This is a genomic window from Acidovorax sp. Root217, assembly GCF_001428645.1.
Taxonomy (GTDB): Bacteria; Pseudomonadota; Gammaproteobacteria; order Burkholderiales; family Burkholderiaceae_C; genus Acidovorax.
The window spans coordinates 177903-202034 of record NZ_LMIH01000012.1 but is presented as its reverse complement, the minus strand read 5'-3'; the positions used below and the strand labels follow the sequence as shown (position 1 = coordinate 202034).

Genomic DNA, 24132 nt, shown 5'->3' with positions numbered 1-24132 from the left:
TCTTATGCCCGTGCAAGGGGTCCCAACGCAGTGATTCCCCTGCCCTGAGCGCTTGTTACACGCTTTTCGGCTGCCTCCATCCATGAACCGCACCACCCACCTTCTCTATCTGCACGGTTTCCGTTCCTCCCCGCAATCGGCCAAGGCGCGGCAGATGGCCACCCATGTGGCAAGCCGGCACCCTGGCGTGCATTTCTGGTGCCCGCAACTGCCGCCCTCGCCCCGCCAGGCCATGGACCTGGTGGAGCAGACCGTGGCCCATTGGCCCCGCGCCTCCAGTGCGGTGGTCGGCTCCTCCCTGGGCGGTTTTTATGCCAGTTGGGTGGCGCAGCACCTCTCCTGTCCGAGCGTGATGCTCAACCCTGCGGTGGACCCGGCGCGCGACCTGGCACGCTACATCGGCGAGCAGACCAGTTGGCACGATCCGGCCGAGCGCTTCTTCTTTTTGCCCGGGTACATCGGCGAGCTGCAGGCCCTGGATGTGCGCGGCAAACCACCCGCAGGCCCCGAACTGGCCATCGTCGCCAAGGGCGACGAGGTGCTGGACTGGCGCGAAATGGTGGCACGCTACCCGGCGGCGCAATTGCAACTGCTCGACGGCGGCGACCACGCGCTCAGCGGTTTCGAGGCGCACCTGCCTCTGGTGGACTCATTCCTGCGGCTTTGATCCCGGCGCGCGCGAGGCCGGCGTCTCCTTGTTCAGCCAGCGCGCATGATCCTTGGGGTAGGCGATGCGGTAGCGGCGCAGGTGGTAGGCCGCCTCGTCGTCGCGGCCGAGCATGAGCGCGCTTTCGATGCGCTTCTCGATGACGCGGGGCTCGGGCGAGTAGTGCAGCAGTTCGCCCGAGAGCGCGTACACCTCCTGGGCCGTGGCCGGCGTGAGGGCCATGGCCGGCAGCCGGGCGAAATCCACTTGGTCCGAGAACAGCAGCGTGGGGGCCGTGGTCGCCGGGGTCATGTCGCGGTAGACCGGGTCGCGCCGCTCAGGCACCTTGTAGAGCTGGCTGATGCGGTGGTAGTCGTGCGCCACCCAGGCGATCAGCAGGGCAGCCGCCACCAGAACCAGGGCCGTGGCGCCCAGCACTGCCGGCGAAGGGGGCGCGGGCGGGCGGCGGCGCGGCCACAGCAGCACCAGCGCCAGCAGGGCCGCCAGCTGGAAGGGCCCGTACCACAGCGGAAATTCCAGCATGCTGTGCGCGCCGATGATGGCCAGGATGCCCCAGGCCAGTTGGCGCAGCGGATCCGTCTCGCTCCAGGGCCGTGCCTTCACGATGAAGGCCAGCGCAGCGCCGCACAGCAGCACGGCGGCCGGCAGGCCCAGCTCCACGGCCAGGTGCAGGGGCAGGTTGTGGGCATTGTCCAGCAGCACACAAAAGCGCTCCCCGGGGAACAGGGTGATGTAGTGCGCGTAGTCGAGTTCGTTCCAGCCCCAGCCTGTCCAGGGCTTCTGGGCAATCAGCGTGAGCACGTTGGACCAGAGCACGCGCCGGCTGGTGCATTGGTGGCTGTCACCCGAGAAGCGGTTGAACAGGTCCTCGGCCTGCACCCCGCTCCACGTGTGCAGCAGCACGGGCAGCAGCCATGCGGCCGCGATGTACAGCGCCAGCCCGCCCAGTGCCACCCCCAGTGCCAGCCGGCCGGTCGAGCGGCGCCACCACAGGAGCAGGGCCACGATGATCAGCCACTGCACGGCCCCGGTACGCGAGACCGTGGCGGCGCTGGCCAGTGCCAAGATGGGCAGGGCCCAGCCGATGCCCACCCCCATCAGCCAGTCTGGCGCGGCCCGCACCCGTCCTTCTTGGCTGCGCGCATGCCACTGCGCCACCAGCCACACCAGCGCCCACACGCCCAGTGCCACCAGAGAGGCCTGCTGGTTGCGCTGGCGCAGGTTGCCCACCGCCTGGCCCGGGGTGGAGGCATTGATCCAGGGCGCCATGCCCACATCGCCCCCGAAATACTGCACCAGGCAGATCGCGCCCCCGACGACCGCAGCCAGCAGCAGCCCCAGCGCCAGTTGGTTCGCCGCCGTGGCGCCGCCATCGCACAGGCCTGGGTGGCGGCGCGAGCGCAGCGCCCGCTGCCATGCCAGCGCCGCCAGCAACGTGGCGCAGGACCATGAGGCCAGCAGCGGCCAGACATTGGTGGACGGCGGGGTGGTGACGGAAAACAGGAAGGGCAGGGCCACTGCCAGCAAAGTCAGCGGTGCGGCAATGGCATCGATCAGCATCAGGAAGACGGGGGAAGCGGGTTGCGCAGGGAAAGGGAAGCCGCGAATCATAGAGCCCCCGCGCTGCGGCGATCCGGCCATGCAGGCCATGCCGTTCCCGGCGGCACCGGCCCTCCCCACCCCGGCAGCGCCCACAAGCCCTTATATTTGCACCCATCCCGCCCATCGTCCCCTGACCGGGTCTTGCACCACCGCCATGAACCACCCGCAGCGCCCCCCTTCCCTGCATCGCCCGCAGGGCTTCACGATGATCGAGATGATGATGGTCGTCGCTGTCGTGGCCGTGCTGGCCTTGATGGCCCTGCCCTCGTACCAGGACCGGATGCTGCGCACCCAGGTCAAGGAGGGCCAGGCCATGGTCGAGTTCGTCAAGCAGGCGGTGGCCGTGCACTACGCGCTCAAGAAAACCATGCCGGCCGACAATGCCGCCGCCGGCCTGCCGCCCGAGGACCGCATCGTCAGCACCAACGTGGCCAAGGTCACCGTGGCCGGCGGGGCGGTGAACATCGTCTACGGCAACAAGGCCAACAAGGCCATCGCAGGCAAGATCCTGACCCTGCGGCCGGCCATCGTGCCGGATTTCCCGCAGGTGCCCATTGCCTGGGTCTGCGGCAAGGCCAAGGTGCCGGACAAGATGACCGCGCAAGGGGCGAACTCCACGAACATCCCGGCCATTGCCACCCCCCTGGATTGCATGGGCCCGGCAGGATCCTGACCCGTCTCGCCAGAGACGGGGGGCGCCCCATGGGAGAATGCCGCCCATGCATGCATTGTTTGAAGAAGCCGGCAAGTTCATGGCCGGCCGTATCCTGTCCGAAGCCGAGAGCTCGGCCCAAGTCGAGCTCGATTCGGGCAAGCGGGTCAAGGTCAAGGCCGCCAACGTTCTGTTGAAGTTCGAAAAACCCGCCCCATCCGAGCTGGTGGCCCAGGCGCAGGCCGTGGCCGAGACCATCGAGCTGGACCTGGCCTGGGAATTCGCGCCCGAGGACGATTTCGGCTTTGCCGACCTGGCGCGCGACTATTTCTCCGAAAACGCCACTCTGGTCCAGCAGGCCGGCGCGCTGTTTCGCCTGTACGAGGCACCGCATTACTTTCGCCGCGCGGGCAAGGGCCGTTTCAAGAAGGCACCGGCCGAGATCCTGCAGCAGGCGCTGGCCGCCATCGAGAAGAAAAAGGCCGTGCTGGCGCAGATCGACGAATGGGCCGCAGCCCTGGGCCGGGGCGAATGCCCGCAGCCCATCCGCGACCAGCTCTACAAGATCTTGTTCAAGCCGGACAAGAACGCGCCTGAGTACAAGGCCGTGGTCGACGCCAGCCGCGCCACGCACACCGCGCCCCTGGACCTGCTGCAAAAGGCCGGCGCCATCGACTCGGCCTACCAGTTCCACTGGAAGCGCTTTTTGTTCGAGAACTTCCCCAAGGGCACGGGCTTCCCGGCACTGACCGCCCCCCAGCCGCCGGACGACCTGCCGCTGGCCAGCGTGCAGGCCTATTCCATCGACGATTCGCAGACCACGGAAATCGACGATGCGCTGTCAGTACAAGGCCTGGGCACGGGCACCGTGGTGCTGGGCATCCACATCGCCGCGCCCGGCCTGGCCGTGCAGCCGGGCAGTGCCATCGACCAATTGGGGCGCGCGCGCCTGTCCACCGTGTACATGCCGGGCTACAAGATCACCATGCTGCCCGACGAGGTGGTGCAGATCTACACGCTGGACGAAGGCCGGGCCAACCCCGCCGTGTCGCTGTACGTCACCGTCAACGAGACCACGCTGGAGATCCTCTCCACCGAAACCCGCCTGGAGCGGGTGCCGGTGCTGGCCAACCTGCGCCACGACCAGCTCGACCACATTGTGACCGAGGCCTGGCTGACCGACCCCGCCGTGCAGGTCGAGGGCACGCCAGCGCGCGTATCGGAGCTGCGCGAGCAACTGTCCTTCCTGTTCCGCCTGGCCAAGAGCCTCAAAGCGCAGCGCGAGGTGGTGCGCGGCAAACCCGAGAACTTCAACCGGCCGGACTACAACTTCCGCCTGGTGGGCAACGACCGCGGCGAGCCCAACGGCTCGGAGACGGTGCAGCTCACCACGCGCCAGCGCGGGGCGCCGCTGGACCTGATCGTGGCCGAGGCCGCCATCGTGGCCAACAGCACCTGGGGCAGCTGGATGGCCGAGCTGGGTGTGCCCGGCATCTACCGCAGCCAAGCCAGCATGGCGCCGGGCGTGAAGGTGCGCATGGGCACCAAGGCCTTGCCGCATGCGGGCATCGGGGTGAAAAGCTATTCCTGGGCCACCTCGCCGCTGCGCCGCTACACCGACCTCGTGAACCAGTGGCAGATCATTGCCTGCGCGCGCCACGGCAAGACGGCGGCGCTGGCCGCACCGTTCAAGCCCAAGGACGCCGACCTGTTCTCCATCATCAGCAGCTTCGACGGCGCCTACAGCGCCTACAACGGCTACCAGGGCGGCATGGAGCGCTTCTGGACGCTCAAGTACGTGCAGCAGAACGGGCTGACGGAGCTGACCGCCACCGTCTTCAAGGAAGGCCCGGGCGGCAGCTTCCTGGTGCGGGCCGACGATATCCCGCTGGTGTTCCCGGTGCTGGGTGCCCAGAACCTGCCGCGCGGCGCACGCCTCTTGGTGAAGCTCGGCGAGATCGACGAGATCACGCTGGACATCCACGGCACGGTGCTGGAGCGCCTAGACAGCGACGAGTCCGAAGCCGGTGCCGACGAGGCGGCGGAGGAGGACGACGAGACCGTGGCCGGCCCGATCGCCATTGCCGTGGACATGAACGAAGCCGAAGCGCCCGCCAGCGCTGATAATCTGACGCCGTGAAATTGCCTGCCTTCTTCCGCACCTTCAGCACGCTGCAGCTTGCGCTCGGCGTATCGATCGCCGTGCATGCGGCGCTCATCACCGTGCGCTTCATCGACCCGGAGGGCTTCAACCGCGTGTTCCAGGACACGCCGCTCGAAGTCATCCTGGTCAATGCCAAGTCCAACGAACGCCCGGATAAGGCCCAGGCCATCGCCCAGTCCAACCTAGCAGGCGGCGGCGATGCGGAAAAAGGCCGGGCCACCAGCCCCCTGCCCTACTCGGCGCTGACCGCCATGGGTGACGATTTCGAAGAAGCCCAGCGCAAGATGGACGCGATGCAGGAGCAGCAGACCCAGTTGCTCACGCAACTGCGCAAGCAGCTGGCCGCCATGCCGCCCCCCGATCCGCGCAAGCCCAGCCAGAGCGCCGAGCAGTCGTCGCAGGACGAAAAGCGCCGCCAGCTGGTCAAGCTGCTGGCCGAGATCGAAAAGCGCATCAACGAAGAGAACTCGCGCCCCAAGAAGCGCTATATCAGCCCCGCCACGCGCGAAGAGGCCTATGCGATCTACTACGACGCGCTGCGCCGCAAGGTCGAGGACAAGGGCACCGAGAACTTCCCCGAGCAGGGCGGCCGCAAACTCTATGGCGAGCTGACGATGATCGTCACCGTGAACCACGACGGCCGCGTGCTGGAGACCGAGATCGTGCAGGGTTCGGGCAATGCCACGCTGGACCGCCGGGCCGAGGCCATTGCCCGCGCCGCCGGCCCGTTCGGCGCCTTCAACCAGGAAATGCGCGCCAAGGCCGATCAGATCGCCATGGTGGCGCGCTTTCGCTTCACCCGCGACCAGACGCTGGAAACCACTGTTCGCTGAACCCCCTTCGAGATGAGCCAAGCCACCGTCGACCTGTATTGCGTGATGGGCAACCCGGTGGCGCACAGCCGCTCGCCGGCCATCCACGCCCGCTTTGCCGAACTGACTGGCGAGCGCCTGGCCTATGAGCGCCGGCTGGTGGCGCTGGACGGCTTTGCCCAGGGCGTGCGCGACTTTGCGGCACTGGGCGGGCGCGGCTGCAACGTCACCGTGCCGTTCAAGATCGAGGCGCCCTTGCTGGCCACGCAGTGCAGCGAGCGCGTGCAACTGGCCGGCGCGGCCAACACCCTGGCCTTCCGCCCGGATGGCAGCATCCACGCCGACAACACCGATGGCCTGGGCCTGGTGGCCGACATCACGCGCAATGCCGGCGTGGCCCTGCAGGGCCGCGATGTGCTGCTGGTGGGTGCCGGCGGCGCGGCGGCCGGCGTGCTCGGCCCGCTGCTGCAGGCAGGTGCGCGCCGCATCGCCATTGCCAACCGCACCCTGGCCAAGGCCCAGGCGCTGGTGCATTCACACCATGCCCTGGCCACAGAGCTCGGCGCGCAGCTCGCGGCCAGCACGCTGGATGCCGTGGCCGGCGACTTCGACGTGGTCATCAACGCCACGGCCAGCAGCCTGGCGGGCGAGGCCGTGCCCGTGGCGGCGAGTGTGCTGCGGCCTGGTGGCCTGGCCTACGACATGATGTACGGCCCTGCGGCCCAGGGTTTTCTGGACTGGGCTGCCGCCCATGGCGCGGTGCCGCGCGACGGCCTGGGCATGCTGGTGGAGCAGGCGGCCGAGGCCTTTGCCTTCTGGCGCGGCGTGCGTCCCCCGTCATCCCAGGTGCTGGCCGAGTTGCAGGCGCAACTGGCGCTGCAGCCCCAGCACTGAACCTGGCAAGAAAAAGAGCCCGCATATGAAAGCCGTGCTGCGCTGGCTGGGCCTGGTGGTGTTCGCCGCGCTGGCGCTGCAGCTGTTCTTCGTGCTGCGCATCGCAGCCATGGTGGTCGTCAACCCCGAATCCACCAGCTTCCAGCGCTCCGAGACCTGGGTGCAACTGGCCAGCAGCGGCCAGGTGCGCTGGCGCCAGCAATGGATGCCCTATGGCGAGATATCGGACCACTTGAAGCGCGCAGTGATCGCCTCGGAGGACGACGGCTTCGCCAACCACGACGGCGTGGACTGGGCTGCCATCGAGAAGGCCTGGGAGCGCAACGCCAAGGCCGAAGCCCAGGCCGCCAAGGCACAGAACCGAGCCCCGGAAAAACCCCAGCGCGCGCCCAAAATCCGTGGCGGCTCCACCATCACCCAGCAACTGGCCAAGAACCTGCTGCTCTCGGGCGAGCGCACCCTGCTGCGCAAGGGGCAGGAGTTCGTGCTCACGCTGCTGCTGGAGCAACTGCTGAGCAAGGAGCGCATCCTGGAGATCTACCTCAACAGCGTGGAATGGGGCGAGGGTGTGTTCGGCGCCGAAGCCGCCGCCCAGCACTACTTTCGCAAGAGCGCCAACCGCCTCGCCCCGAGCGAAGCGGCCCGCCTGGCCGTGATGCTGCCGGCCCCCAAACGCTTTGAGAAGACGCCGGGATCGGCCTATCTGGCAGGGCGCACGCGCACCATCCTGGCGCGGATGAACAGCGCTGAATTGCCCTGAGAACCCAACGAAACCTCAGGCGCGCCGGCTGAGCAGCAGCTGCACCGGGTGCTGCGGCCGCAGGGTCACATGCAGCCGGGGCTGCAGGGGCGGCGCCGCGTCCGGCACCCGCAGGGTATAGCGCTGCAGCAGCATCGCCGCCAGCAGCACCATCTCCAGCATCGCGAAGTGCTGGCCGATGCACACGCGCGGCCCCAGGCCGAAGGGAATCCACGCCCCCCGGGGTATCTCGGGCGCGCCCTCCAGAAAGCGCTCGGGCAGGAAGCGCTCGGGCTGCGCAAACCAACGCCCGCCCCGGTGCAGCACCCAGGGCGTGATGCGCAGGATCGCCCCCTGGGGCACAGCCACACCGCCCAGCGTGATGGGTGCCGTGGTGCGCCGGCTCATCACGGCGGCGACGGGCGGGTACAGGCGCATGGCCTCCTTCAGGGTGGCCGCCAGCCAGGGCAACTGCGTGATGTGCTCCGGGCCTGGCACATGGCCCTGCAGCACCGCGTCCACTTCGGCCTGGGCGCGTTGTGCCGCCTCGGGATGTTCGGCCATCAGCCGGCTCCACCACAAAAGGGCGGTGGCGCTGGTCTCGTGCCCTGCCTGGAAGCTGACCATGCACTGGTCGAACACCTCCTGAGGCGAAAGGGCCTCGCCCGTGGCCTCGTCGCGCAGGACCAGCAGCATCTGCAGCAGGTCGCTGCGGTCCGCCGTGGACGCCAGCCCTTGCTGGGCGTGCCGCTGGTCGATGTGGCGCTGCACCAGCCCCCGCAGCAGGCGCAGCGCCCGGCGCTTGGCGGCCTTGCCCGGCAGGGGCAGCCAGTCGGGCAGGGTGAAGGGCATGAACATCTCCGAGAACGCAGCGGCCGACAGCGTCTGGGTAGCCCAGGCGGCATCGCGCGCGTCTTCCTTGGCCGACTCGCCGAACAGGGTGCGCAGGATCACGTCCATGGCCACGCCGGTCCACAGCCCCTCCATGCCGACCAGGGCCTCGGCCTGGCCTGCCGGTACGGCCGCGTCCAGCGCGGCCTGCGCGGCACCGGTCATCAACTGCGCATAGCCTGCCACCCGCTTGGGCGCGAAGGCAGGCATCAGCATGCGCCGCTGGCGCTGCCAGGTGGCGTGCTCGGTCACCAGCACGCTCTGGCCGAAGACTTGCTCGAACACCTCGATGCCGCGCTCCCAGCGCACCAGGTGCTCGGCATGGGTGACCAGGGCCTCGCGCACGAGTTCGGGGGACATGAGATCCCAGGCATCCTCGTTGACCAGCCGCATGCGCGTGAGATCGCCATGATCGCGCTGCAGCCGGGTGACGAAGCCCAGGTAGTCGGCACGCATGGCACGCAGCAGCGGCAACCCCCACCAACGCGGCGATGGGCCTGATGCCTGCAGGGCGGGTGGGGCTGCGGCACGCGCAAGGTCGTCGAAAAGGGTTGTGTTCATGCCGGCATGGTGGTGCGCCCCGCCACCGGCGTATTGAACGATTGCGACATCGTCTCTCCCCTACACTCGGGCTCCATGGCCATTCAGGCACCCCTTTCTGCCCGGCACCCCGATGGGCTCATTCCTTCGGGCCAGCTGTGGCTACCGCATGCCGGCCTGTCGGCCTGCGTGCGCGGCACCATCGTGCGCAGCACGCTGGGCCATGCGCTCAGCGATGAAGAACGCATCAACCGCTTTCCCGCGACGCCGCTGTGCAGCCTGAGCTGGTGGTTCACGGGCCGCAGCGAATGCCTGGTCCCCGAGCGGCCCGGCAGCATGCCAGACCTCAATAGCCCGCGCGAGCCCTTCGCGGGGCGCTGGGTGCTGGCAGGCCCGCAGACCCGGCCCTCGACCAGCTGGTGCGCCGAGCCCACGCACGCCATGATGGTGATGTTCATGCCCGATGCGCTGCACCTGCTCACCGGCCTGGCGCCCGAGCACCTGACCGACCGCACGGTGGACGCCACCACGCTGCTGCCGCGCGACTGGCTGGCCCTGTGCGAGGCGGTGCAGCACCAGCCCGACGACGCGGCCCGCATGGAATGCCTGGAGCAGTTTCTGCTGCCGCGCTGGCAGGCCTGCAGGCCCGGGGCCTCCACTGCCACGCAGCGCTATGCCGACTGGGCCACGCACCTGGCGCAGCGCGCGGCGCATTCGGCGCCCGGCCGCAGCCTGCGCCAGCTGGAGCGGCGCATCAAGCGCTGGGCCGGGCTGCCGCTGCGCGAGCTGCGCGGCTTCGGCAAGGCCGAGCAGGCCTTCTTCGACACCCTGGCCGCGGACGCCGCCGAATCCCCGGTGCGCTGGGCCGAGGTGGCCACAGGCGCCGGCTTCTCGGACCAGTCGCACCTGTGCCGCGTCACGCGGCGCATCACCGGCTATGCGCCCCAGGCGCTGTACGACGGCATTCGCCGCGACGAGGCCTTCTGGGTCTATCGCCTCTGGACATAGCTCACCCGGTGCGCCTCGGTAGGCAGCGGCACCTCCCAGCGCAGCAGCATCTCCAGCAGCCGCTTGTTGGACAGCGAGGTGTCGCGCCGCTGGTTGCGGGCCAGCAACTCTGCTCGCGGCTGCTCCAGATACATGATCTCCACCTCGGCGTGGTAGGCCAGGCACAGGTCCAGGGTCTTGGCGCGCATCTGGTCCGACAGGTGGGTGGCGTTCCACACGAAGGGTTCGCGCGCCCGCAGCAGGGCCTTGGCCTGTTCCACCGCGTGGTGGGCCACCATGCCCTCGTTCTTGCCATGGCGCAGACCCAGCTGCGCACGCGCATCGTCGAACGACACCACGGGCAGCCGGGGGTGGTGGGTGGCGACCCAGGTGTCCTTGCCTGAAGCCGGCAGGCCCGACATCACCACCACGCGAGAGCCAGGCTCCTGGTGCAGGGCGTAGTCCGGGTGCACGTTGGCACCGCGAAAGTAGCTGAGCGCGGTGTGCGCATCGGCAAAGGCGCGCGGCTGCCCATAACAGTTTTCCTCGCGTGCGAGTTCGCGGAACAGCTCGATGGCATCGAGCGCGCGCTGCAGGTCGGGGCAGACGCGGCCGCGCATGTCCGCCTCGGCCAGCAGGGCCAGCAGGTGCAGGTCCACCTGCCAGGACAGCTGGCGCACGGTGAACTCTGGCGATGTGCCCTTGCGCGAGGTCTCCAGCGCGAAGAACGGCACTTGGTGCACGGCGATCAGCCGGCAGATGGCCTCGCGCACGGCCAGCGGCGCACCGGCGTGCCACAGCGCGATGCGCGTGTCGATGGCGCCTTTGCGCGAGTGGCCGGGCTGCGATATGCGGCCCGTGGCCTCGTCCACCACCGTGGTGCTGCACTTGGCCACGTCGTGCAGCAGCGCGGCGAGGAACACGACCTCCTGGTCGGCACGTTCCAGCGCGGCGTAATCGGCACTGTCCAGCAGCGCGCGCAGCACCATGGCGGTGTGGGTCCATACATCGCCTTCTGCGTGGAACACGGGGTCCTGCGGCGTCGTGGCGGCCAGCCGCAGTTGCGGGAAGGCCTCCAGGCAGGCGCCCAGATCAGGCGCGCCGCCTGCGGCAGGGACCAGGCCCTGCACGTCTTTCCATTGAAATATCGTCATTGCATTCTCCTGGGCGGGTGGGCCCGCCGTGGGGGTTGTTGCGCTCAGAGGCGGCCGTCGCCAGCCAAGGGCCAGCGCTTGTCGACCTCGGGACCGAACAGGTCCACGCCCGCACGCAGGCGGTTGGGGATGACCGGGCGCTCGCTGTGGTGCGACTGCGAATCCAGGATGGTCTGGATGAAGTCCGGCCGCACGAGCTTGAAGCGCCCCACGGTCCGGCCGCCCTCCTCCACCTTGATGTACAGGCCCTCGGCCAGCTCGGACCGATCCGTCTGCTGCCAGCGCAGGGCCAGGTCGAGCCCCTGGCGCGCCACCTCGTCCTCGAACGCGGCACGCCACTGCCCCGTGCGCGCCAGCGATGGCGCCAGCAGTGCCTGCAGCGCCTGCACGCGCGGCGGCGCAAGGCCGGCGTAGAGCACCGGCACCGAGACCACGGGCACGCCGGCCAGCAGGGCATGCCGGGCGGGTGTGTCGAGAAAGTCACCGGTGCGGCGGTCCCGGATGTCGAACTCGCAGAACAGGTGCGGCAGCGCGTCGTAGTAGACCGAATGCTTGGCATGCATGAACTCGCCGTACAGCACGTAGCGGTCTTCCAGCACGTCGAGCAGCCGGCCCTCGTGCGCCCGGGCCCATTGCTTGAACAGGTTGAATTGGCGCTCGCGGCCGCCCAGGCGGTCCACGTCGAGGTAGTGGCCGCGCGACTGCAGCAGCAACTGGCCCGCAGCGTCGAAGCTCAGGCCAGCGTTGGCGGCGTCGAGCTTTTCCTCCACCACGATGGTCTTGCCCAACAGCTCGGCATAGGGAACGGGGTCGCCCTTGTCGCCGGGCTGGTAGCGGGAGCCCTGCAGATGGGGCGTACGGGGGTATTTCGCGAGTTCGCGGTTGTGCAGAAAGGTGTGCGTCATGGAAGTCTCCGGCAGGCAGGGAACCAGGCAGCAAGCAAGGCCTGGGACAGGGGCCGAAGACGACGCAGAAGGTCAGCAGGTGACCATGGGTGGCTGGCTCAAGGCAGGCAGTTCAGGGGCCGGGCGCACGGTGTGCGACCAGGGAACTGGCTGGCTTGCCCGCATGCCCACACGAATGGCATGACCCGAGGCTTGAGGCCGCGGGCTTCGTGTGGCGTGTCGTTCAGCAGGAACGGGGGATGCGGGGCATGTCGGTCTCGAAGGTGAGGATTTTTGAAAGAGGGCGAATGCTACGGGCGAGCGCCGGTGTTTTCAAGAACAGCGCGCAACTCTGGTGTTTTATTGCCACAGCCAGGCGCTGTCTGTGCGCCTCCCGCACCGCTTCTGGCCGTGTGCACACAGGGTGGCGCAGGGATGCGCCAGGGCATCATGCGCTGGCGCGCGAGACGATCTCGAAGCCGATGTCGACGATGGGCTGATCGACCGGGCGGCCTTCCGCGCGGTCATCGATGAACTGGGCGGCGGTGCGGCCGATGCGCGTGCCGTCGATGCGCACCGTGGTCAGGGCCGGCTGCAGGCTGGCGGCGAACTCCAGGTCGCCCAGGCCCACGACGGCCAGTTGCCCCGGTACCGACAGGCCGCGCGCCTGGGCTTCGATCAGCACCCCCAGGGCCAGCATGTCCGAGCTGCAGAACACCGCATCGGTGTCGGGGTGGTCGGCCAGCGCTGTCACCAGCCCGCTGCGCCCCGACCCCAGGGTGGTGGGTGCTGGCACCAGCACCGCAGGCACCTCGGCCGCCAGGCCCAGTGCCCGGGCCGCGCGCCGAAACCCGCCCATGCGCAGGCGCGCCCGGTCATCGTTGGCGCCGAGCAGCAAGGGCTGCCGGTAGCCGCGCTGGTACAGGAATTGGCAGACCGCCTCGCCGATGCCTTCGTGGGAGAAACCCACCAGCATGTCGATGGGGGTGGGCGTCAGGTCCCAGGTCTCGACCACCGGGATGCCGGCGGCCAGCAACTGGCGACGGCCTTCCACCGAATGCATGATGCCGGTCAGCACGATGCCATCGGGCCGGCGCCGGATGATGGCGTCGAGCAGCGCGTCCTCGCGCGAGGCGTCGTAGCCACTCTGGCCGATCATCAATTGGTAGCCGCGTTCGTCCAGCGCCTGGTTCAGCGAGCGCACGGTTTCCTGGAACACCGGCCCCGTCAGCGTGGGCAGCACCGCGGCCACCAGCCGGGCGCGCGAGGAGCGCAGGCCACCGGCCATGCCGTTGGGGACGAAGCCGGTCTGGCTGACCACTTCGCGCACCTTGAGCAAGGTGGCGGGCGCAACCCGCTCCGGGGTGTTCAGCGCACGCGACACCGTCATGGCGGACACACCGGCCATGCGGGCGATGTCGTGAACGGTGAAGACTTGGGGCTTTTTCATGGGGCGGCGCAAAAGCCAGACAGTATGCGCGGGAACGCGCGCCCCCATGCGCCCGCCGGCAGCCCCCCGCACCCCAGGGCAGGTGCCTCCTGCGCTGCTCAGCAAGGTCACGCGGGTTCGCCCGTATCATCCGCGCCATGCTTGCCAAGTTGATGAGTCTCCTCCTTCTGGGAATAGTGCGGTTCCTGACCGGCTCCCAGGCCCGCTGGTATGGTTGCCCCCCGAAGGCGGAGCAGCGCATCTACTTCGCCAACCACCAGAGCCATGCCGACATGGTGCTGATCTGGGCGGCCCTGCCCGAGGAACTGCGCAGCATCACCCGCCCCATCGCCGCCAAGGACTACTGGACCAAGACGCCGTTTCGCCAGTGGATCACCACCGCCGTGTTCAACGCCGTGTACGTGGACCGGCAGGCCACGCCGGCACGCCCGGCCCCTGTGGAGCCCGTAGTTGCCGGCGTGGCCCTGCCCGAGTCGGAAACGGCCTCTGCCGGCGGGCCCGACCCGGCGCCCGAGGCGCCGCCCAAGCCCCCCACGCCTGAGGCCTTGCGCGCGGCATTGCCCGAGGGCGACCCGCTGGCGCCTCTGGTGAAGGCGCTGGAGAGCGGTGACTCCATCGTGATCTTTCCCGAGGGCACGCGGGGCCATGGCGAAGAGCCCCAGCCCTTCAAGTCGGGCCTGTTCAAGCTGGCCCAGATGTTCCCGCAGGTGGTACTGGTGCCGGCCTGGATCAACAACGTGCAGCGCGTGATGCCCAAGGGTGAAGTGGTGCCCGTGCCCATCCTGTGCTCGGTGACCTTCGGGGCCCCGATCCAGTTGGAGCCCGACGAGGAACGCCGCCCTTTTCTCGACCGCGCACGCCGTGCGGTTATCGCATTGAGGGAAGTGTGAGATGAACGCCTTCCTTCGCAACCTGACGGCCACCCAGCAGATCGGTGCCTTGTTCCTCGTGGTGTTCGGCCTGCTGTCCATCGTCACCATCTGGGCCTACGTGCGCATGCTGCGCGAGCAGTCCAGCGACGACCCCCAGGCCGAAGCCGATGCGCTCGAAGCCAAGCGCTTCTGGGGCCTGCTCAAGACCTCGTGGGCCATGGCGACCGTGTTCTGGATCGGCTGGGCGCTGGGCGATGCCGTGGCCACCGTGCTGTTCGCCATCGTCGGCTTTTTTGCGCTGCGCGAGTTCATTACGCTCTCGCCCACGCGCCGGGGCGACCACCGCAGCCTGGTGCTGGCCTTCTTCGTGGTGCTGCCGCTGCAGTTCTGGATCGTGGGCAGCCGGCACTTCGACCTGTTCACGGTGTTCATCCCGGTCTACGTGTTCCTGGCGCTGCCCGTGGTGAGCGCACTGGCCAACGACCCGCAGCGCTTCCTGGAGCGCAATGCCAAGCTGCAGTGGGGCATCATGGTATGTGTGTACGGTATGAGCCATGTGCCGGCGTTGTTGCTGCTCGACTTTCCGGGCTACAAGGACAAGGGTGCCTTCCTGGTGTTCTTCCTGGTGTTCGTGGTGCAGACCTGCATGGTGGTGCAGCACCTGCTGGGCCGGCGCTTTCCGCACAAGCCCGTGGCACCGCAGGTGAGCCAGAGCTTTCAGTGGGTGAGCTGGCTCGCCGGCGTGGCCGTGGGTGGCCTGGTGGGCGGCCTGCTCACCTTCATCACCCCCTTCAAGCCCGGCCAGGCACTGGGCATGGCCCTGCTGGCCTGCGTGGCCGGCAGCCTCGGGCACCTGGTGATGAAGGCGCTCAAGCGCGACCGCGGCATCACCAGTTGGGGCATGCAGGGCATGTCGGTCACTGGCGCAGGCGGGCTGCTCGACCGGGTGGACGCGCTGTGCTTTGCAGCCCCGGTGTTCTTCCACTCGGTGCGCTGGTACTTCGGGCTATGAGGATCCTGGGCATCGACCCCGGCCTGCAGACCACCGGCTTCGGCGTGGTGGACATGGATGGCCACCAGCTGAGCTACGTGGCCAGCGGCACCATCCGCACCACCACGCTGGCCCTGGGCGACCTGCCCGGGCGCCTGAAGATCCTGTTCGACGGCATCACCGAGGTGGTGGCGCGTTACCAGCCGGACACCTCATCGGTCGAAATCGTATTCGTCAATGTGAACCCCCAGTCCACCCTGCTGCTGGGCCAGGCGCGCGGCGCCTGCATCACCGCCCTGGTGGCCAGCAACCTGCCCGTGGCCGAGTACACCGCGCTGCAGATGAAGAAAGCCGTGGTCGGCCATGGCCGCGCCGCCAAGAGCCAGGTGCAGGAGATGGTGCGCCGCCTGCTGAGCCTACCCGGCCTGCCCGGCACCGACGCCGCCGACGGCCTGGGCATGGCCATCACCCACGCCCACGCAGGCGCCGCCATGGCCCGCCTGGGAGAAGCAGGCACGCTGCAGCGGCGCCAGCACGCCATGTACAAGGGCGGCAGGAGTTACTGACCCCCCCTGAGTCGCTTCGCGCCTTTCCCCTGAGGGGGACGCCACCAGTGGCCTGGCAAAGCCAGTTCCACGGTGGCGCTGGTCTACGTGTGCGTCCATTTCGGACGCCGCCACCAGCAATCGACGGAGTGAAAGTCCGTTATGCGACAACCTGCCTGAGGCATTTACCGCCCCACACCCCGCTTGAGCTCCTTGAGCAATAGCAGCACCTGGTTGGACGCATGGCGGCAGCTGCTGTTGAGCAATTGCACCGACTGCTGCTGCTCTCCCGCCTGGAACAGCATGACCACGGCAGCCGCCTGCTGGTGAAAATACTTGTGCCGCGCCACCAGCATGCTGAATGCGGGGTAGTGGCCCAGCCGCACCCGGCCAGTGCCGTTGAGCCAGCGGCCCAGGTCGCAGCGGTCGTCCTGGCAGATGCGCTCGGGGCGCATGACCTCGTTGGAGCGGCCATTGACCATGTCCTGCAGCTGCAGGCGCCAGCCTTCATGGCTGGCGATGGCCGCGTCGATATCGATCTCGGTCATGAGCATGGTGGCGTACTCGGCATCCAGCACGAGCTCGCTGCCGTTGTCTTCCATGGCCCAGGTCGTGTCGGGACTGGTCGGGTCTTGCTCCCGCATCTTGAACAGTCGGCTGAAAAAACCCATGTGCAACCCCGTGTTGGTATGCAGGCGGGGCCTCTGGTACCAGAGCTGCCACACCCATTTGAAACATTTTGTGTAGCGTTTTGTGTTTTGGCTACCAAAAAATGGCATACCCCTGCCGGCGTGTGCACTGCGGCCCTGCTGCCAGCCTCGGCTCTTGGCCCGGACGCAAGCGCCCCCGGCCGGACCGGACCACAATGCGCGCATGACTGAACCTGTTTTCCCCCGCACCGCCCTGTCCATGCTGGACCTGGTGGCCGTTCGCGACGGCGGCACCGTGGCCGAGGCCCTGCAGATCGCCCTGCGCACCGCGCAGCATGCCGAAAAGCTCGGTTTCGCCCGCTACTGGCTGGCCGAGCACCACAACATGGCCGGTATCGCCAGTTCGGCCACGGCCGTGCTGGTGGGGCATATCGCGGGTGGCACCTCGCGCATCCGCGTGGGTTCGGGCGGCGTGATGCTGCCCAACCATGCGCCACTGGTGGTGGCCGAGGCCTTCGGCACCCTGGCCGAGCTGTACCCCGGCCGCATCGACCTGGGCCTGGGCCGCGCGCCCGGCACCGATCAGGCGACCATGCGTGCCCTGCGCCGCAGCCGCGTGGAAACGGCCGACGACTTTCCGCAGGACGTGGCCGAGCTGCAGCGCCTGCTCGGCCCGGCCGAACCCGGCCAGCGCCTGGTGGCCACGCCTGGGGCCGGCACGAATGTGCCCATCTGGCTGCTGGGTTCGAGCCTGTTCTCGGCGCAGCTGGCTGCCGAGCGCGGCCTGCCCTATGCCTTTGCCTCGCACTTCGCACCGCGCCTGCTGCACCAGGCCATTGACCTGTACCGCAATCTGTACCGCCCCTCGGCCGCCTGGCCCAAGCCCTACCTGGCCATCGGCGTGCCGCTGATCGCCGCGCCGACCGACGAGGAAGCCGAGTTCCTGGCCAGCAGCACCTACCAGCGCGTGCTGGGCATCCTCACCGGCGACCGGCGCCTGCTGCTGCCGCCCGTGGAGAACTTCGCGGCACGCCTGCAGCCCCAGGAGCGCGCGGCCATCGGCGACTTCCTGGCGGCGGCGGTGATCGGCGGGCCCGAGACGGTACAGGCCGGCCTGGCCGACCTGGTGCGCGAAACCGGTGCCAACGAGCTGATGCTGGTGAGCGACGTGTACGAGCCGGCCCTGCGGCTGCGTTCGCTGGAGATTGCGGCGCAGGCACATGCGTCCCTGGGCATGGCGGTGCCCGCCTGAGACCCGACTTGTAACCGGTGGGAGCGTAGCGTCACGGCCAGGACGGTCCGTTGCCGCTACCATCGTAGGCTGATGACGGTGCATTTGTGCACGTCGCTACCGCCCACCCCCACCTGCATGCCCGCTTTTTCCTTTGAAGCCCTGGACGCCCAGGGCCAGACCCGCAAAGGCCTGATGGAGGCCGACACCGCCAAGGCCGCCCGCGGGCAGCTGCGCGCCCAGGCCCTGGTGCCGATCGCGGTGGAACTGGTGCAGACCGGGCAGCGGCTCGATGGCTCCGCCGTCGGCTGGAACCGCAGCCTGTTCACGCGCCCGGTGTTCAACGCCACCGGGCTGGCCATCTGGACACGCCAGATCGCCGGGCTGGTGAGCTCGGGCTTGCCGCTGGAACGCGCCCTGAGCGCCCTCTCGGACGAGGCCGACGACGAACGGCAGCGCCATCTGGTGGCGGCCCTGCGCGCCGAGGTGAACGCCGGCTCCACCTTTGCCCGTGCGCTGGGCCAGCACCGGCGCGAGTTCTCGGACATCTACTGCGCCGTGATCGGTGCCGGCGAGCACAGCGGCAACCTGGGCCTGGTGCTCGAACGCCTGGCCGACGACCTCGAAGACCGCCAGGCCCTCAAGGCCAAGCTGATAGGCGCCGCACTGTACCCGGCCATCGTCACCCTGGTGGCGATCGCCATCGTGATGTTCCTCCTGGGCTATGTGGTGCCCCAGGTGGCCAGCGTGTTCGCGGGCTCCAAGCGTGCCCTGCCCTTCATCACCACCCTCATGCTGGGCATCAGCGCCCTGGTGCGCAACTATGGGCTGGCCCTGTTCGGCGTGCTGGTCGTTGGCGCGCTGGGCCTGCGCTGGTCGCTCAAATCCGAGAGCGTGCGCGAGCGCTTCGACGCCGCCTGGCTCAACCTACCCCTGGTGGGCAAGCTGGCACGCGGCTACAACGCGGCACGCTTTGCCAGCACGCTGGCCATGCTCGCCAGTGCCGGCGTGCCCATCCTGCGCGCCCTGCAGGCCGCAGCCGAAACCCTCAACAACCGCGCCCTGCGCGCCGACGCGCTCGACGCCCTGGTGCTGGTGCGCGAGGGTGCGCCGCTGGCATCGGCCCTGGCGCAGAAGAAGCGCTTTCCGGGCCTGCTTTCGATGTTTGCGCGCCTGGGCGAACAGACGGGCCAGCTGCCGCTGATGCTGCAGCGCGCCGCCACCCAGCTGTCGGTGGAGGTGCAGCGCCGCGCCATGCAACTGGCGACCATCCTCGAACCCCTGCTGATCGTGGCCATGGGCCTGGTGGTGATGGCCATCGTGCTGGCGGTCATGCTGCCCATCATTCAGCTCAACCAGTTCGTCAAGTAGATCGACACGACATGGCCGTAACCCTGGACGACAAGCTGGTGGTCGCGATCTCCTCGCGGGCGCTGTTCAATTTCGAGGAAGAGAACCGCCTCTTCGACGACACGGACGACCACGCCTACGTGGAGATGCAGCGCCAGCGCATCGACATTCCGGCGGCGCCCGGGGTGGCTTTTTCGCTGGTGCGCAAGCTGCTGGCCTTCAACACCACCGAGCACCAGCGGGTGGAGGTCGTGCTGCTCTCGCGCAATGACCCGGTGAGCGGCATGCGCGTGTTCCGCTCCTGCCTGGCCCACGGGCTGCCCATGGTGCAGCGCGGGGTGTTCACCCAGGGGCGCGATCCGTTTCGCTACCTGCGCCCGCTGGGCGCGCACCTGTTCCTCTCGGCCAATGAAGCCGACGTGCGCCAGGCGCTGCACCTGGGCTACCCGGCAGCGCGGGTACTGACCGAATCCGTGCGGGCCGGCGACTCCAACCCGAACGAGGTGCGCATCGCCTTCGACGGAGACGCCGTGCTGTTCTCGGACGAAGCCGAGCGCGTCTACCAGGCCGAAGGGCTGGCCGCCTTCCAGCGGCACGAGAGCGACAAGGCGGCGCAGCCCCTGCCCGACGGCCCCTTCAAGCCTCTGCTGGCCGCCCTGCACCGGCTGCAGCATGCGGGCGGCACGGGCATGCGCATCCGCACCGCGCTGGTCACGGCGCGCAGCGCCCCTGCGCACGAGCGCGCCATCCGCACGCTGATGGACTGGGACATCGCGGTGGACGAGGCCATGTTCCTCGGTGGCCTGCCCAAGGGGGAGTTCCTGCGCGAGTTCGAGCCGGACTTCTTCTTCGACGACCAGACCGGTCACGTCACCTCGGCCTCGCTGCATGTGCCGGCGGGGCATGTGAACAGCGGGGTGTCCAATCCGGTCACGCTGCTGGCCGATTGATGGTGACAGCGCGCAAAGTTGTGCAATGGGTTGCAACTTGTGGTCAAAGAGAGCCTCTGACAGGTTGCAAGTGGCGCCAGGTGGCCGTACCTGTTCGACCATAACCCATTACAAGGAACAGAGCGCATGAAGACGATTTTGCTGGCCTGGGGTGCCGCCGCCCTGATGGGCTGTGGCCTGGCATCTGCACAGGCACCGGTCACCCCGCCACCTCCTGCCGAGGCCGAAGGCCCGTCCAAGGGCGAGGCCAAGGCGATGCGCGAGTTCAAGATGCTGGACTTCAACGGCGATGGCAAGCTCAGCCGCTCCGAGGTCAAGCTGTTCCCGCGCCTGGCCAATGCCTTTGACGAGGCCGACACCGACCACGATGGATTTGTCTCGTACGAAGAAGTGCGCGCTTTTGCGGTGAAATACCGCGCCGAACGGGATCGCGCGAAGCAGGCGCCCGCTGCTCCCGCTCCTGCAGCCAGCGCTCCGTGACCGAAACTGCTACCGTTTCAATAGCAAAACATACAACGACACCCTGCGCCTCACCCTGCCGCCTGGTTCACAGCCCTGCCGTGCGCTTGACCTTGGGGTCCGAGTAGGTCAACGGTTCGTTCTTGACCTGCTGGGCCAGGCGCTCCTGCAGGGTCACCTTGTTGATGTCCTGCGCCATTTCCACGGCGCTGCCGCTGGCACGCCACATGGACTGGATGAATTCCAGCAGTTGCTTGTAGATGGACTCCGGCGGCGGTTCGGGCGGCTCTTCCACCGTGTCCTTCTTCTTCACTTCGGTCCAGTCGCGGTTCGGCGCCTCGGGCGCCGACGGCTTGTCGGGCTCGCGCACGACGGCCCCTTCCCCGAGCCGGTCCATGGACTCGACGGGCAGCGGCGCATTGACAGGACGTATCGGCGGCGCCCCCGAGGCGCCGGTGGAATACAAATCGGCGCCCGCAGGACGCCAGGTCGGCGATCGATCGACAGGTGGCATTTGCATGGCATGGCCCCAGGTTGTGAAAGGAACGAACAGAGGCACTTCCGGGCTCTTCGTACATTCATAACGGCAAACAAAAGGGGAAATTGAGGTCTTTTTTACCCTTAAGCCCAAAAACAAGGGTTTACCCCTAGATTTTAAGCCTGTTGATGGCAAAAGAAAGCCCGCCGCCTGCAGGGCGCAGGCGGCGGGCTGGTGCGGCGCTGGGTCAGAGGAAACGTTCGAGGAAGCGGCGAGACTGGCGGTCGAGCAGCGCAGTGTCGGGCACCTTGAATTGCACACCCTCGCCTGCAGCTATGAGCAGGCGGGTGCGCCCGCCGAGCCGGCGGATGTCTTCCTCGGCCTTGAGCACCAGGCGCGCAGAACCCCGGTCGGTCTCCACATCCCAGGTGCTTGGGGTCGAAAAACTCGATACGGCGACTATTTTTTCGATAGTGGGCACAAACTCACGCACCGCGAGCTCCTCCTCCACCAGGGTGCGTACTGCCGCAGGCAACTGGTCGAAGCGGTCCAGCCACACCAGTTCATGGCCATCGCTGCCCACCAGCGACAGGCCTTCGGCAGGGGCCGCGATGGGAAAGGCCCGCACCGGCACCACGCCTTCGTGCAGCGTGCCGTCGGGCAGGGTGAGCACCAGGCGCCCGTGGGCGTTGCGGTGCAGTTGCAGCGAGGCGGGCGGGAATGTAGTCATCAGGTCGTTCATGGCAATGTCATCCATCGGTGGGGCCGAGCGGCGTGCTCAGGCACTGCCCGCCGGGTGGGCCGGGTGCAGCAGGCTGCTGTCGATGATCACGCCGGCAGCCTGGGCGTCCTCCTCGGCGCGGCGGGCCTGGGCCTCGTACAGCCGCCAGTAGGCGCCCTGTTTTTCCATGAGTTCGTCGTGCGGACCCACTTCCACCACCTCGCCGCGGTCCATCACCACCAGGCGGTCGGCCTTGCGCAGGGTGGACAGGCGGTGGGCGATGGCGATGGTGGTACGGCCCTGCACCAGGTTGTCCAGGGCTTTCTGGATTTCCTTCTCGGTCTCGGTGTCCACGGCCGAGGTGGCTTCGTCCAGGATCAGGATGCGCGGATCGATCAGCAGCGCGCGCGCAATGCTGATGCGCTGGCGCTCGCCGCCCGACAGGCCCTGGCCGCGCTCGCCCACCAGCGAGTCGTAGCCATGGGGCAGCCGCAGGATGAATTCGTGCGCGTGGGCTGCGCGGGCGGCCGCCACGATCTCCTCGCGCGTGGCCTCGGGCTTGCCGTAGGCGATGTTCTCGGCAATGGTGCCGAAGAACAGGAAGGGCTCCTGCAGCACCAGGCCGATGTGGCGACGGTAGTCGGCCACGGCAAAGCGGCGGATGTCCACGCCATCGACCTGGATGGAGCCGTCGCTCACGTCGTAGAAGCGGCTGATCAGGTTCACCAGGGTGCTCTTGCCCGAGCCGCTGTGGCCCACCAGGCCGATCATCTCGCCGGGGCGGATGTCCAACTCCAACCCCTTGATGACCGAGCGGCTGCCGTAGCGGAAACCCACGTTGCGCATGGCGATGGCGCCCTGCACCTTGTCCACCTTGACCGGCTGGGCCGGGTCGGGCACGTTGCTCACGTGGTCCAGGATGTCGAAAATGCGCTTGGCACCGGCTGCCGCCTTCTGCGTGACCGAGACGATGCGACTCATGGAGTCGAGCCGGCTGTAGAAGCGCCCGATGTAGGCGATGAAGGCGGTGAGCACCCCCACCGTGATCTGGTTGCGCGAGACCAGCCAGATGCCGAAGCCCCAGACCACAAGCAGGCCGATCTCGGTGAGCAGCGACACCGTGGGAGTGAACAGCGACCAGGTCTTGTTGAGCTTGTCGTTGACCTCCAGGTTGTGCTGGTTGGCATCGCGAAAGCGCTGGGCCTCGCGCTTTTCCTGGGCGAAGGCCTTGACCACGCGGATGCCGGGGATGGTGTCGGCCAGCACGTTGGTCACCTCGGACCAGACGCGGTCGATCTTCTCGAAACCGGTGCGCAGGCGGTCGCGCACGGTGTGGATCATCCAGGCGATGAAGGGCAGCGGCACCAGGGTGACCAGCGCCAGCCAGGGGTTGATGGAGAACAGGATGGCCGCCGTCATCATGATCATGAGCACGTCGGTCACGAAATCCAGGGCGTGCAACGAAAGGAACACGTTGATGCGGTCCGTCTCCGAGCCGATGCGCGCCATCAGGTCGCCGGTGCGCTTGCCGCCGAAATAGTCGAGCGACAGGCGCAGCAGGTGCTCATAGGTGGTGGTGCGCAAGTCGGCGCCGATGCGCTCGGACACCAGCGCCAGGATGTAGGTGCGCGCCCAGGAGAGGCCCCAGGCGGCCAGGGCCGACGCCAGAAGCCCGCTCAGGTACAGCAGCACCAGGCTGGGCTCGATCTTCTGCCCGTTCTGGAACGGGATCAGGATGTCGTCCATCAGCGGAATGGTGAGGTAGGGCGGCACCAGTGTGGCCGCCGTGGAGGCCAGTGTCAGGCAAAAGCCCGCTGCCAGTTGCTTGCGGTAGGGCCGGGCAAAACGCCACAGGCGCAGCAGCACCCAGGTGGAGGTCTGCGGCGGCTGGGCGCGTGCGCAGGCGGGGCACTCTTCGGTATCCGGGGGCAGTGGCGCGTGGCACTGGGGACAACTGGCCTCGTCCGCTTCGCCGGAGCCTGCGGCCTGCTCGAAGCGCTGCACCAGGCGCAGCGCCTGGGCATGCTGGCCCAGCGTGAAGCGCCACAGCGCCAGGCGCGCATCGGCATCGTGCAATTCCAGGGCGCCGATGCCCCCGTGGTCGTGCATGCGCAGCGCCAGGCCCGGGGCGCGCGTCCAGGCCCGCCAGGCGCTGGTCCCGGGATCGCAGGCCAGCAGGCGCTCGGAAGTCACCACCACCCAGCCCGTGGCGAAGCGCAATTCGGCACTCAGGTCAACCTGTAACGTGGCCAGCACGTTCTCTTGGGAAGCGAGCATGGCCCGCAGATCGGCCCCCTGGGGGCCGGAAAAGACACCGGAGGCGTCCACAGAATGGTGATGTTGCATGTTGGATTGGTATTTGCGCCCCTGGCAGCCAGCGGTCACCGATTGCGCCACAGCGCGAATTCTCCCCGATACTGCACGCAAGGACGCCAAGGCATCCACCTGT

Annotated in this window: 23 protein-coding genes; 14 read left to right on the top strand and 9 right to left on the bottom strand. The window is 68.2% G+C overall.

Features of this window, described 5'->3' with window-relative positions:
- Positions 1 to 82: 82 nt before the first annotated feature.
- The gene (locus ASE31_RS11075; protein WP_057201700.1) at positions 83 to 667 is read left to right on the top strand and encodes a YqiA/YcfP family alpha/beta fold hydrolase; all 585 of its coding nucleotides are present in this window, start codon (positions 83 to 85) and stop codon (positions 665 to 667) included.
- Here ASE31_RS11075 and ASE31_RS11070 read toward each other — a convergent pair.
- Complete coding sequence (locus tag ASE31_RS11070; RefSeq protein WP_057201699.1) at positions 650 to 2227, bottom strand: Wzy polymerase domain-containing protein; 1578 nt, start codon at positions 2225 to 2227, stop codon at positions 650 to 652. The two genes, ASE31_RS11075 and ASE31_RS11070, sit on opposite strands and share 18 nt — an antisense overlap.
- A 196-nt stretch (positions 2228 to 2423) precedes the next feature.
- On the opposite strand from ASE31_RS11070, the gene ASE31_RS11065 reads away from it, so the two are divergent.
- From ASE31_RS11065 to mtgA, 5 genes are read left to right on the top strand one after another with little or no spacing between them, the layout of a single operon-like run.
- Positions 2424 to 2942, top strand: coding sequence for a pilin (locus ASE31_RS11065; protein ID WP_082604128.1), 519 nt, complete (start codon positions 2424 to 2426; stop codon positions 2940 to 2942).
- Between the two features lie 46 nt (positions 2943 to 2988).
- Complete coding sequence (locus ASE31_RS11060) at positions 2989 to 5061, top strand: ribonuclease catalytic domain-containing protein (RefSeq protein ID WP_057201698.1); 2073 nt, start codon at positions 2989 to 2991, stop codon at positions 5059 to 5061.
- On the top strand, positions 5058 to 5918 hold the full coding sequence (locus ASE31_RS11055; protein ID WP_057201697.1) for an energy transducer TonB: 861 nt from the start codon (positions 5058 to 5060) through the stop codon (positions 5916 to 5918). The genes ASE31_RS11060 and ASE31_RS11055 overlap by 4 nt, the downstream gene beginning before the upstream one ends.
- Positions 5919 to 5930: 12 nt before the next feature.
- Positions 5931 to 6791, top strand: coding sequence for a shikimate dehydrogenase (gene aroE, locus ASE31_RS11050; protein WP_057201696.1), 861 nt, complete (start codon positions 5931 to 5933; stop codon positions 6789 to 6791).
- A 25-nt stretch (positions 6792 to 6816) separates the two neighbouring features.
- On the top strand, positions 6817 to 7551 hold the full coding sequence (mtgA, locus tag ASE31_RS11045; protein WP_057201695.1) for a monofunctional biosynthetic peptidoglycan transglycosylase: 735 nt from the start codon (positions 6817 to 6819) through the stop codon (positions 7549 to 7551).
- 15 nt (positions 7552 to 7566) lie between these two features.
- On the opposite strand, the gene ASE31_RS11040 is transcribed toward mtgA, so the two are convergent.
- Positions 7567 to 8982 (bottom strand): cytochrome P450, encoded by a 1416-nt coding sequence (locus ASE31_RS11040; RefSeq protein WP_082604127.1) that lies wholly within the window; start codon positions 8980 to 8982, stop codon positions 7567 to 7569.
- 75 nt (positions 8983 to 9057) lie between these two features.
- On the opposite strand from ASE31_RS11040, the gene ASE31_RS11035 reads away from it, so the two are divergent.
- On the top strand, positions 9058 to 9969 hold the full coding sequence (locus ASE31_RS11035; RefSeq protein ID WP_235514410.1) for a helix-turn-helix domain-containing protein: 912 nt from the start codon (positions 9058 to 9060) through the stop codon (positions 9967 to 9969).
- On the opposite strand, the gene ASE31_RS11030 is transcribed toward ASE31_RS11035, so the two are convergent.
- From ASE31_RS11030 to ASE31_RS11020, 3 genes are all read right to left on the bottom strand, one after another.
- Positions 9951 to 11102, bottom strand: a complete 1152-nt coding sequence (locus tag ASE31_RS11030; RefSeq protein WP_057201693.1) for an AAA family ATPase — start codon at positions 11100 to 11102, stop codon at positions 9951 to 9953. The genes ASE31_RS11035 and ASE31_RS11030 overlap by 19 nt on opposite strands.
- A gap of 44 nt (positions 11103 to 11146) precedes the next feature.
- Positions 11147 to 12007, bottom strand: coding sequence for an RNA ligase family protein (locus tag ASE31_RS11025; protein WP_057201692.1), 861 nt, complete (start codon positions 12005 to 12007; stop codon positions 11147 to 11149).
- Positions 12008 to 12434: 427 nt separating this feature from the next.
- Complete coding sequence (locus ASE31_RS11020; protein ID WP_057201691.1) at positions 12435 to 13436, bottom strand: LacI family DNA-binding transcriptional regulator; 1002 nt, start codon at positions 13434 to 13436, stop codon at positions 12435 to 12437.
- Positions 13437 to 13573: 137 nt separating this feature from the next.
- Here ASE31_RS11020 and ASE31_RS11015 point away from each other — a divergent pair, with 137 nt between their 5' ends.
- The 3 genes from ASE31_RS11015 to ruvC are packed head-to-tail and all read left to right on the top strand — an operon-like array spanning position 13574 to position 15865.
- Complete coding sequence (locus ASE31_RS11015; protein WP_057201690.1) at positions 13574 to 14326, top strand: lysophospholipid acyltransferase family protein; 753 nt, start codon at positions 13574 to 13576, stop codon at positions 14324 to 14326.
- Between the two features lies 1 nt (position 14327).
- Positions 14328 to 15320, top strand: a complete 993-nt coding sequence (locus ASE31_RS11010) for a phosphatidate cytidylyltransferase (RefSeq protein ID WP_057201689.1) — start codon at positions 14328 to 14330, stop codon at positions 15318 to 15320.
- Positions 15317 to 15865 carry a crossover junction endodeoxyribonuclease RuvC gene (gene ruvC / locus ASE31_RS11005; protein WP_057201688.1) on the top strand — a complete coding sequence of 183 codons (549 nt, stop codon included), beginning with the start codon at positions 15317 to 15319 and terminating at the stop codon, positions 15863 to 15865. Before ASE31_RS11010 ends, ruvC begins: the two co-directional genes overlap by 4 nt.
- A 164-nt stretch (positions 15866 to 16029) precedes the next feature.
- Here ruvC and ASE31_RS11000 read toward each other — a convergent pair whose 3' ends face one another.
- Entirely contained in the window at positions 16030 to 16515 is a 486-nt protein-coding gene (locus tag ASE31_RS11000; RefSeq protein ID WP_057201687.1) for a CZB domain-containing protein, read from the bottom strand.
- Between the two features lie 202 nt (positions 16516 to 16717).
- Between ASE31_RS11000 and ASE31_RS10995 the strand changes: the two genes are divergently transcribed.
- The 4 genes from ASE31_RS10995 to ASE31_RS10980 all read left to right on the top strand — a co-directional run bounded on the left by ASE31_RS10995 (position 16718) and on the right by ASE31_RS10980 (position 20505).
- On the top strand, positions 16718 to 17746 hold the full coding sequence (locus ASE31_RS10995; protein ID WP_057201686.1) for an LLM class flavin-dependent oxidoreductase: 1029 nt from the start codon (positions 16718 to 16720) through the stop codon (positions 17744 to 17746).
- A 117-nt stretch (positions 17747 to 17863) separates the two neighbouring features.
- Complete coding sequence (gene gspF, locus ASE31_RS10990) at positions 17864 to 19096, top strand: type II secretion system inner membrane protein GspF (RefSeq protein WP_057202466.1); 1233 nt, start codon at positions 17864 to 17866, stop codon at positions 19094 to 19096.
- Between the two features lie 11 nt (positions 19097 to 19107).
- The gene (locus ASE31_RS10985; protein ID WP_057201685.1) at positions 19108 to 20025 is read left to right on the top strand and encodes a 5'-nucleotidase; all 918 of its coding nucleotides are present in this window, start codon (positions 19108 to 19110) and stop codon (positions 20023 to 20025) included.
- Between the two features lie 126 nt (positions 20026 to 20151).
- The gene (locus tag ASE31_RS10980; protein ID WP_057201684.1) at positions 20152 to 20505 is read left to right on the top strand and encodes an EF-hand domain-containing protein; all 354 of its coding nucleotides are present in this window, start codon (positions 20152 to 20154) and stop codon (positions 20503 to 20505) included.
- A 67-nt stretch (positions 20506 to 20572) separates the two neighbouring features.
- Here the strand turns inward: ASE31_RS10980 and ASE31_RS10975 are convergent, their stop codons facing one another.
- From ASE31_RS10975 to ASE31_RS10965, 3 genes are all read right to left on the bottom strand, one after another.
- Positions 20573 to 21004: a hypothetical protein gene (locus ASE31_RS10975; protein ID WP_057201683.1), complete on the bottom strand. Its 432-nt coding sequence runs from the start codon at positions 21002 to 21004 to the stop codon at positions 20573 to 20575.
- Between the two features lie 205 nt (positions 21005 to 21209).
- Entirely contained in the window at positions 21210 to 21692 is a 483-nt protein-coding gene (locus ASE31_RS10970; RefSeq protein ID WP_235514408.1) for a DUF1854 domain-containing protein, read from the bottom strand.
- Positions 21693 to 21740: 48 nt separating this feature from the next.
- A complete protein-coding gene (locus ASE31_RS10965; protein ID WP_057202462.1) occupies positions 21741 to 24029 on the bottom strand; it encodes an ABC transporter ATP-binding protein in 2289 nt (762 codons plus the stop codon).
- Between the last annotated feature and the right edge of the window lie 103 nt (positions 24030 to 24132).

Bases quoted from the DNA above. Each gene is read 5' to 3' on its own strand.
- mtgA (WP_057201695.1), top strand. From the start codon at position 6,817: ATGAAAGCCGTGCTGCGCTGGCTGGGCCTGGTGGTGTTCGCCGCGCTG.
- ASE31_RS11025 (WP_057201692.1), bottom strand. From the start codon at position 12,007: ATGACGCACACCTTTCTGCACAACCGCGAACTCGCGAAATACCCCCGT.
- ruvC (WP_057201688.1), top strand. From the start codon at position 15,317: ATGAGGATCCTGGGCATCGACCCCGGCCTGCAGACCACCGGCTTCGGC.
- ASE31_RS11060 (WP_057201698.1), top strand. From the start codon at position 2,989: ATGCATGCATTGTTTGAAGAAGCCGGCAAGTTCATGGCCGGCCGTATC.
- ASE31_RS11020 (WP_057201691.1), bottom strand. From the start codon at position 13,436: ATGAAAAAGCCCCAAGTCTTCACCGTTCACGACATCGCCCGCATGGCC.
- ASE31_RS10965 (WP_057202462.1), bottom strand. From the start codon at position 24,029: ATGCAACATCACCATTCTGTGGACGCCTCCGGTGTCTTTTCCGGCCCC.
- ASE31_RS10985 (WP_057201685.1), top strand. From the start codon at position 19,108: ATGGCCGTAACCCTGGACGACAAGCTGGTGGTCGCGATCTCCTCGCGG.
- ASE31_RS11030 (WP_057201693.1), bottom strand. From the start codon at position 11,102: ATGACGATATTTCAATGGAAAGACGTGCAGGGCCTGGTCCCTGCCGCA.
- gspF (WP_057202466.1), top strand. From the start codon at position 17,864: ATGCCCGCTTTTTCCTTTGAAGCCCTGGACGCCCAGGGCCAGACCCGC.
- ASE31_RS10970 (WP_235514408.1), bottom strand. From the start codon at position 21,692: ATGACTACATTCCCGCCCGCCTCGCTGCAACTGCACCGCAACGCCCAC.
- ASE31_RS10995 (WP_057201686.1), top strand. From the start codon at position 16,718: ATGACTGAACCTGTTTTCCCCCGCACCGCCCTGTCCATGCTGGACCTG.
- ASE31_RS11010 (WP_057201689.1), top strand. From the start codon at position 14,328: ATGAACGCCTTCCTTCGCAACCTGACGGCCACCCAGCAGATCGGTGCC.
- ASE31_RS10975 (WP_057201683.1), bottom strand. From the start codon at position 21,004: ATGCAAATGCCACCTGTCGATCGATCGCCGACCTGGCGTCCTGCGGGC.
- ASE31_RS11065 (WP_082604128.1), top strand. From the start codon at position 2,424: ATGAACCACCCGCAGCGCCCCCCTTCCCTGCATCGCCCGCAGGGCTTC.
- ASE31_RS11035 (WP_235514410.1), top strand. From the start codon at position 9,058: ATGGCCATTCAGGCACCCCTTTCTGCCCGGCACCCCGATGGGCTCATT.
- ASE31_RS11040 (WP_082604127.1), bottom strand. From the start codon at position 8,982: ATGAACACAACCCTTTTCGACGACCTTGCGCGTGCCGCAGCCCCACCC.
- ASE31_RS11000 (WP_057201687.1), bottom strand. From the start codon at position 16,515: ATGGGTTTTTTCAGCCGACTGTTCAAGATGCGGGAGCAAGACCCGACC.
- ASE31_RS11075 (WP_057201700.1), top strand. From the start codon at position 83: ATGAACCGCACCACCCACCTTCTCTATCTGCACGGTTTCCGTTCCTCC.
- ASE31_RS11070 (WP_057201699.1), bottom strand. From the start codon at position 2,227: ATGCTGATCGATGCCATTGCCGCACCGCTGACTTTGCTGGCAGTGGCC.
- ASE31_RS10980 (WP_057201684.1), top strand. From the start codon at position 20,152: ATGAAGACGATTTTGCTGGCCTGGGGTGCCGCCGCCCTGATGGGCTGT.
- aroE (WP_057201696.1), top strand. From the start codon at position 5,931: ATGAGCCAAGCCACCGTCGACCTGTATTGCGTGATGGGCAACCCGGTG.
- ASE31_RS11015 (WP_057201690.1), top strand. From the start codon at position 13,574: ATGCTTGCCAAGTTGATGAGTCTCCTCCTTCTGGGAATAGTGCGGTTC.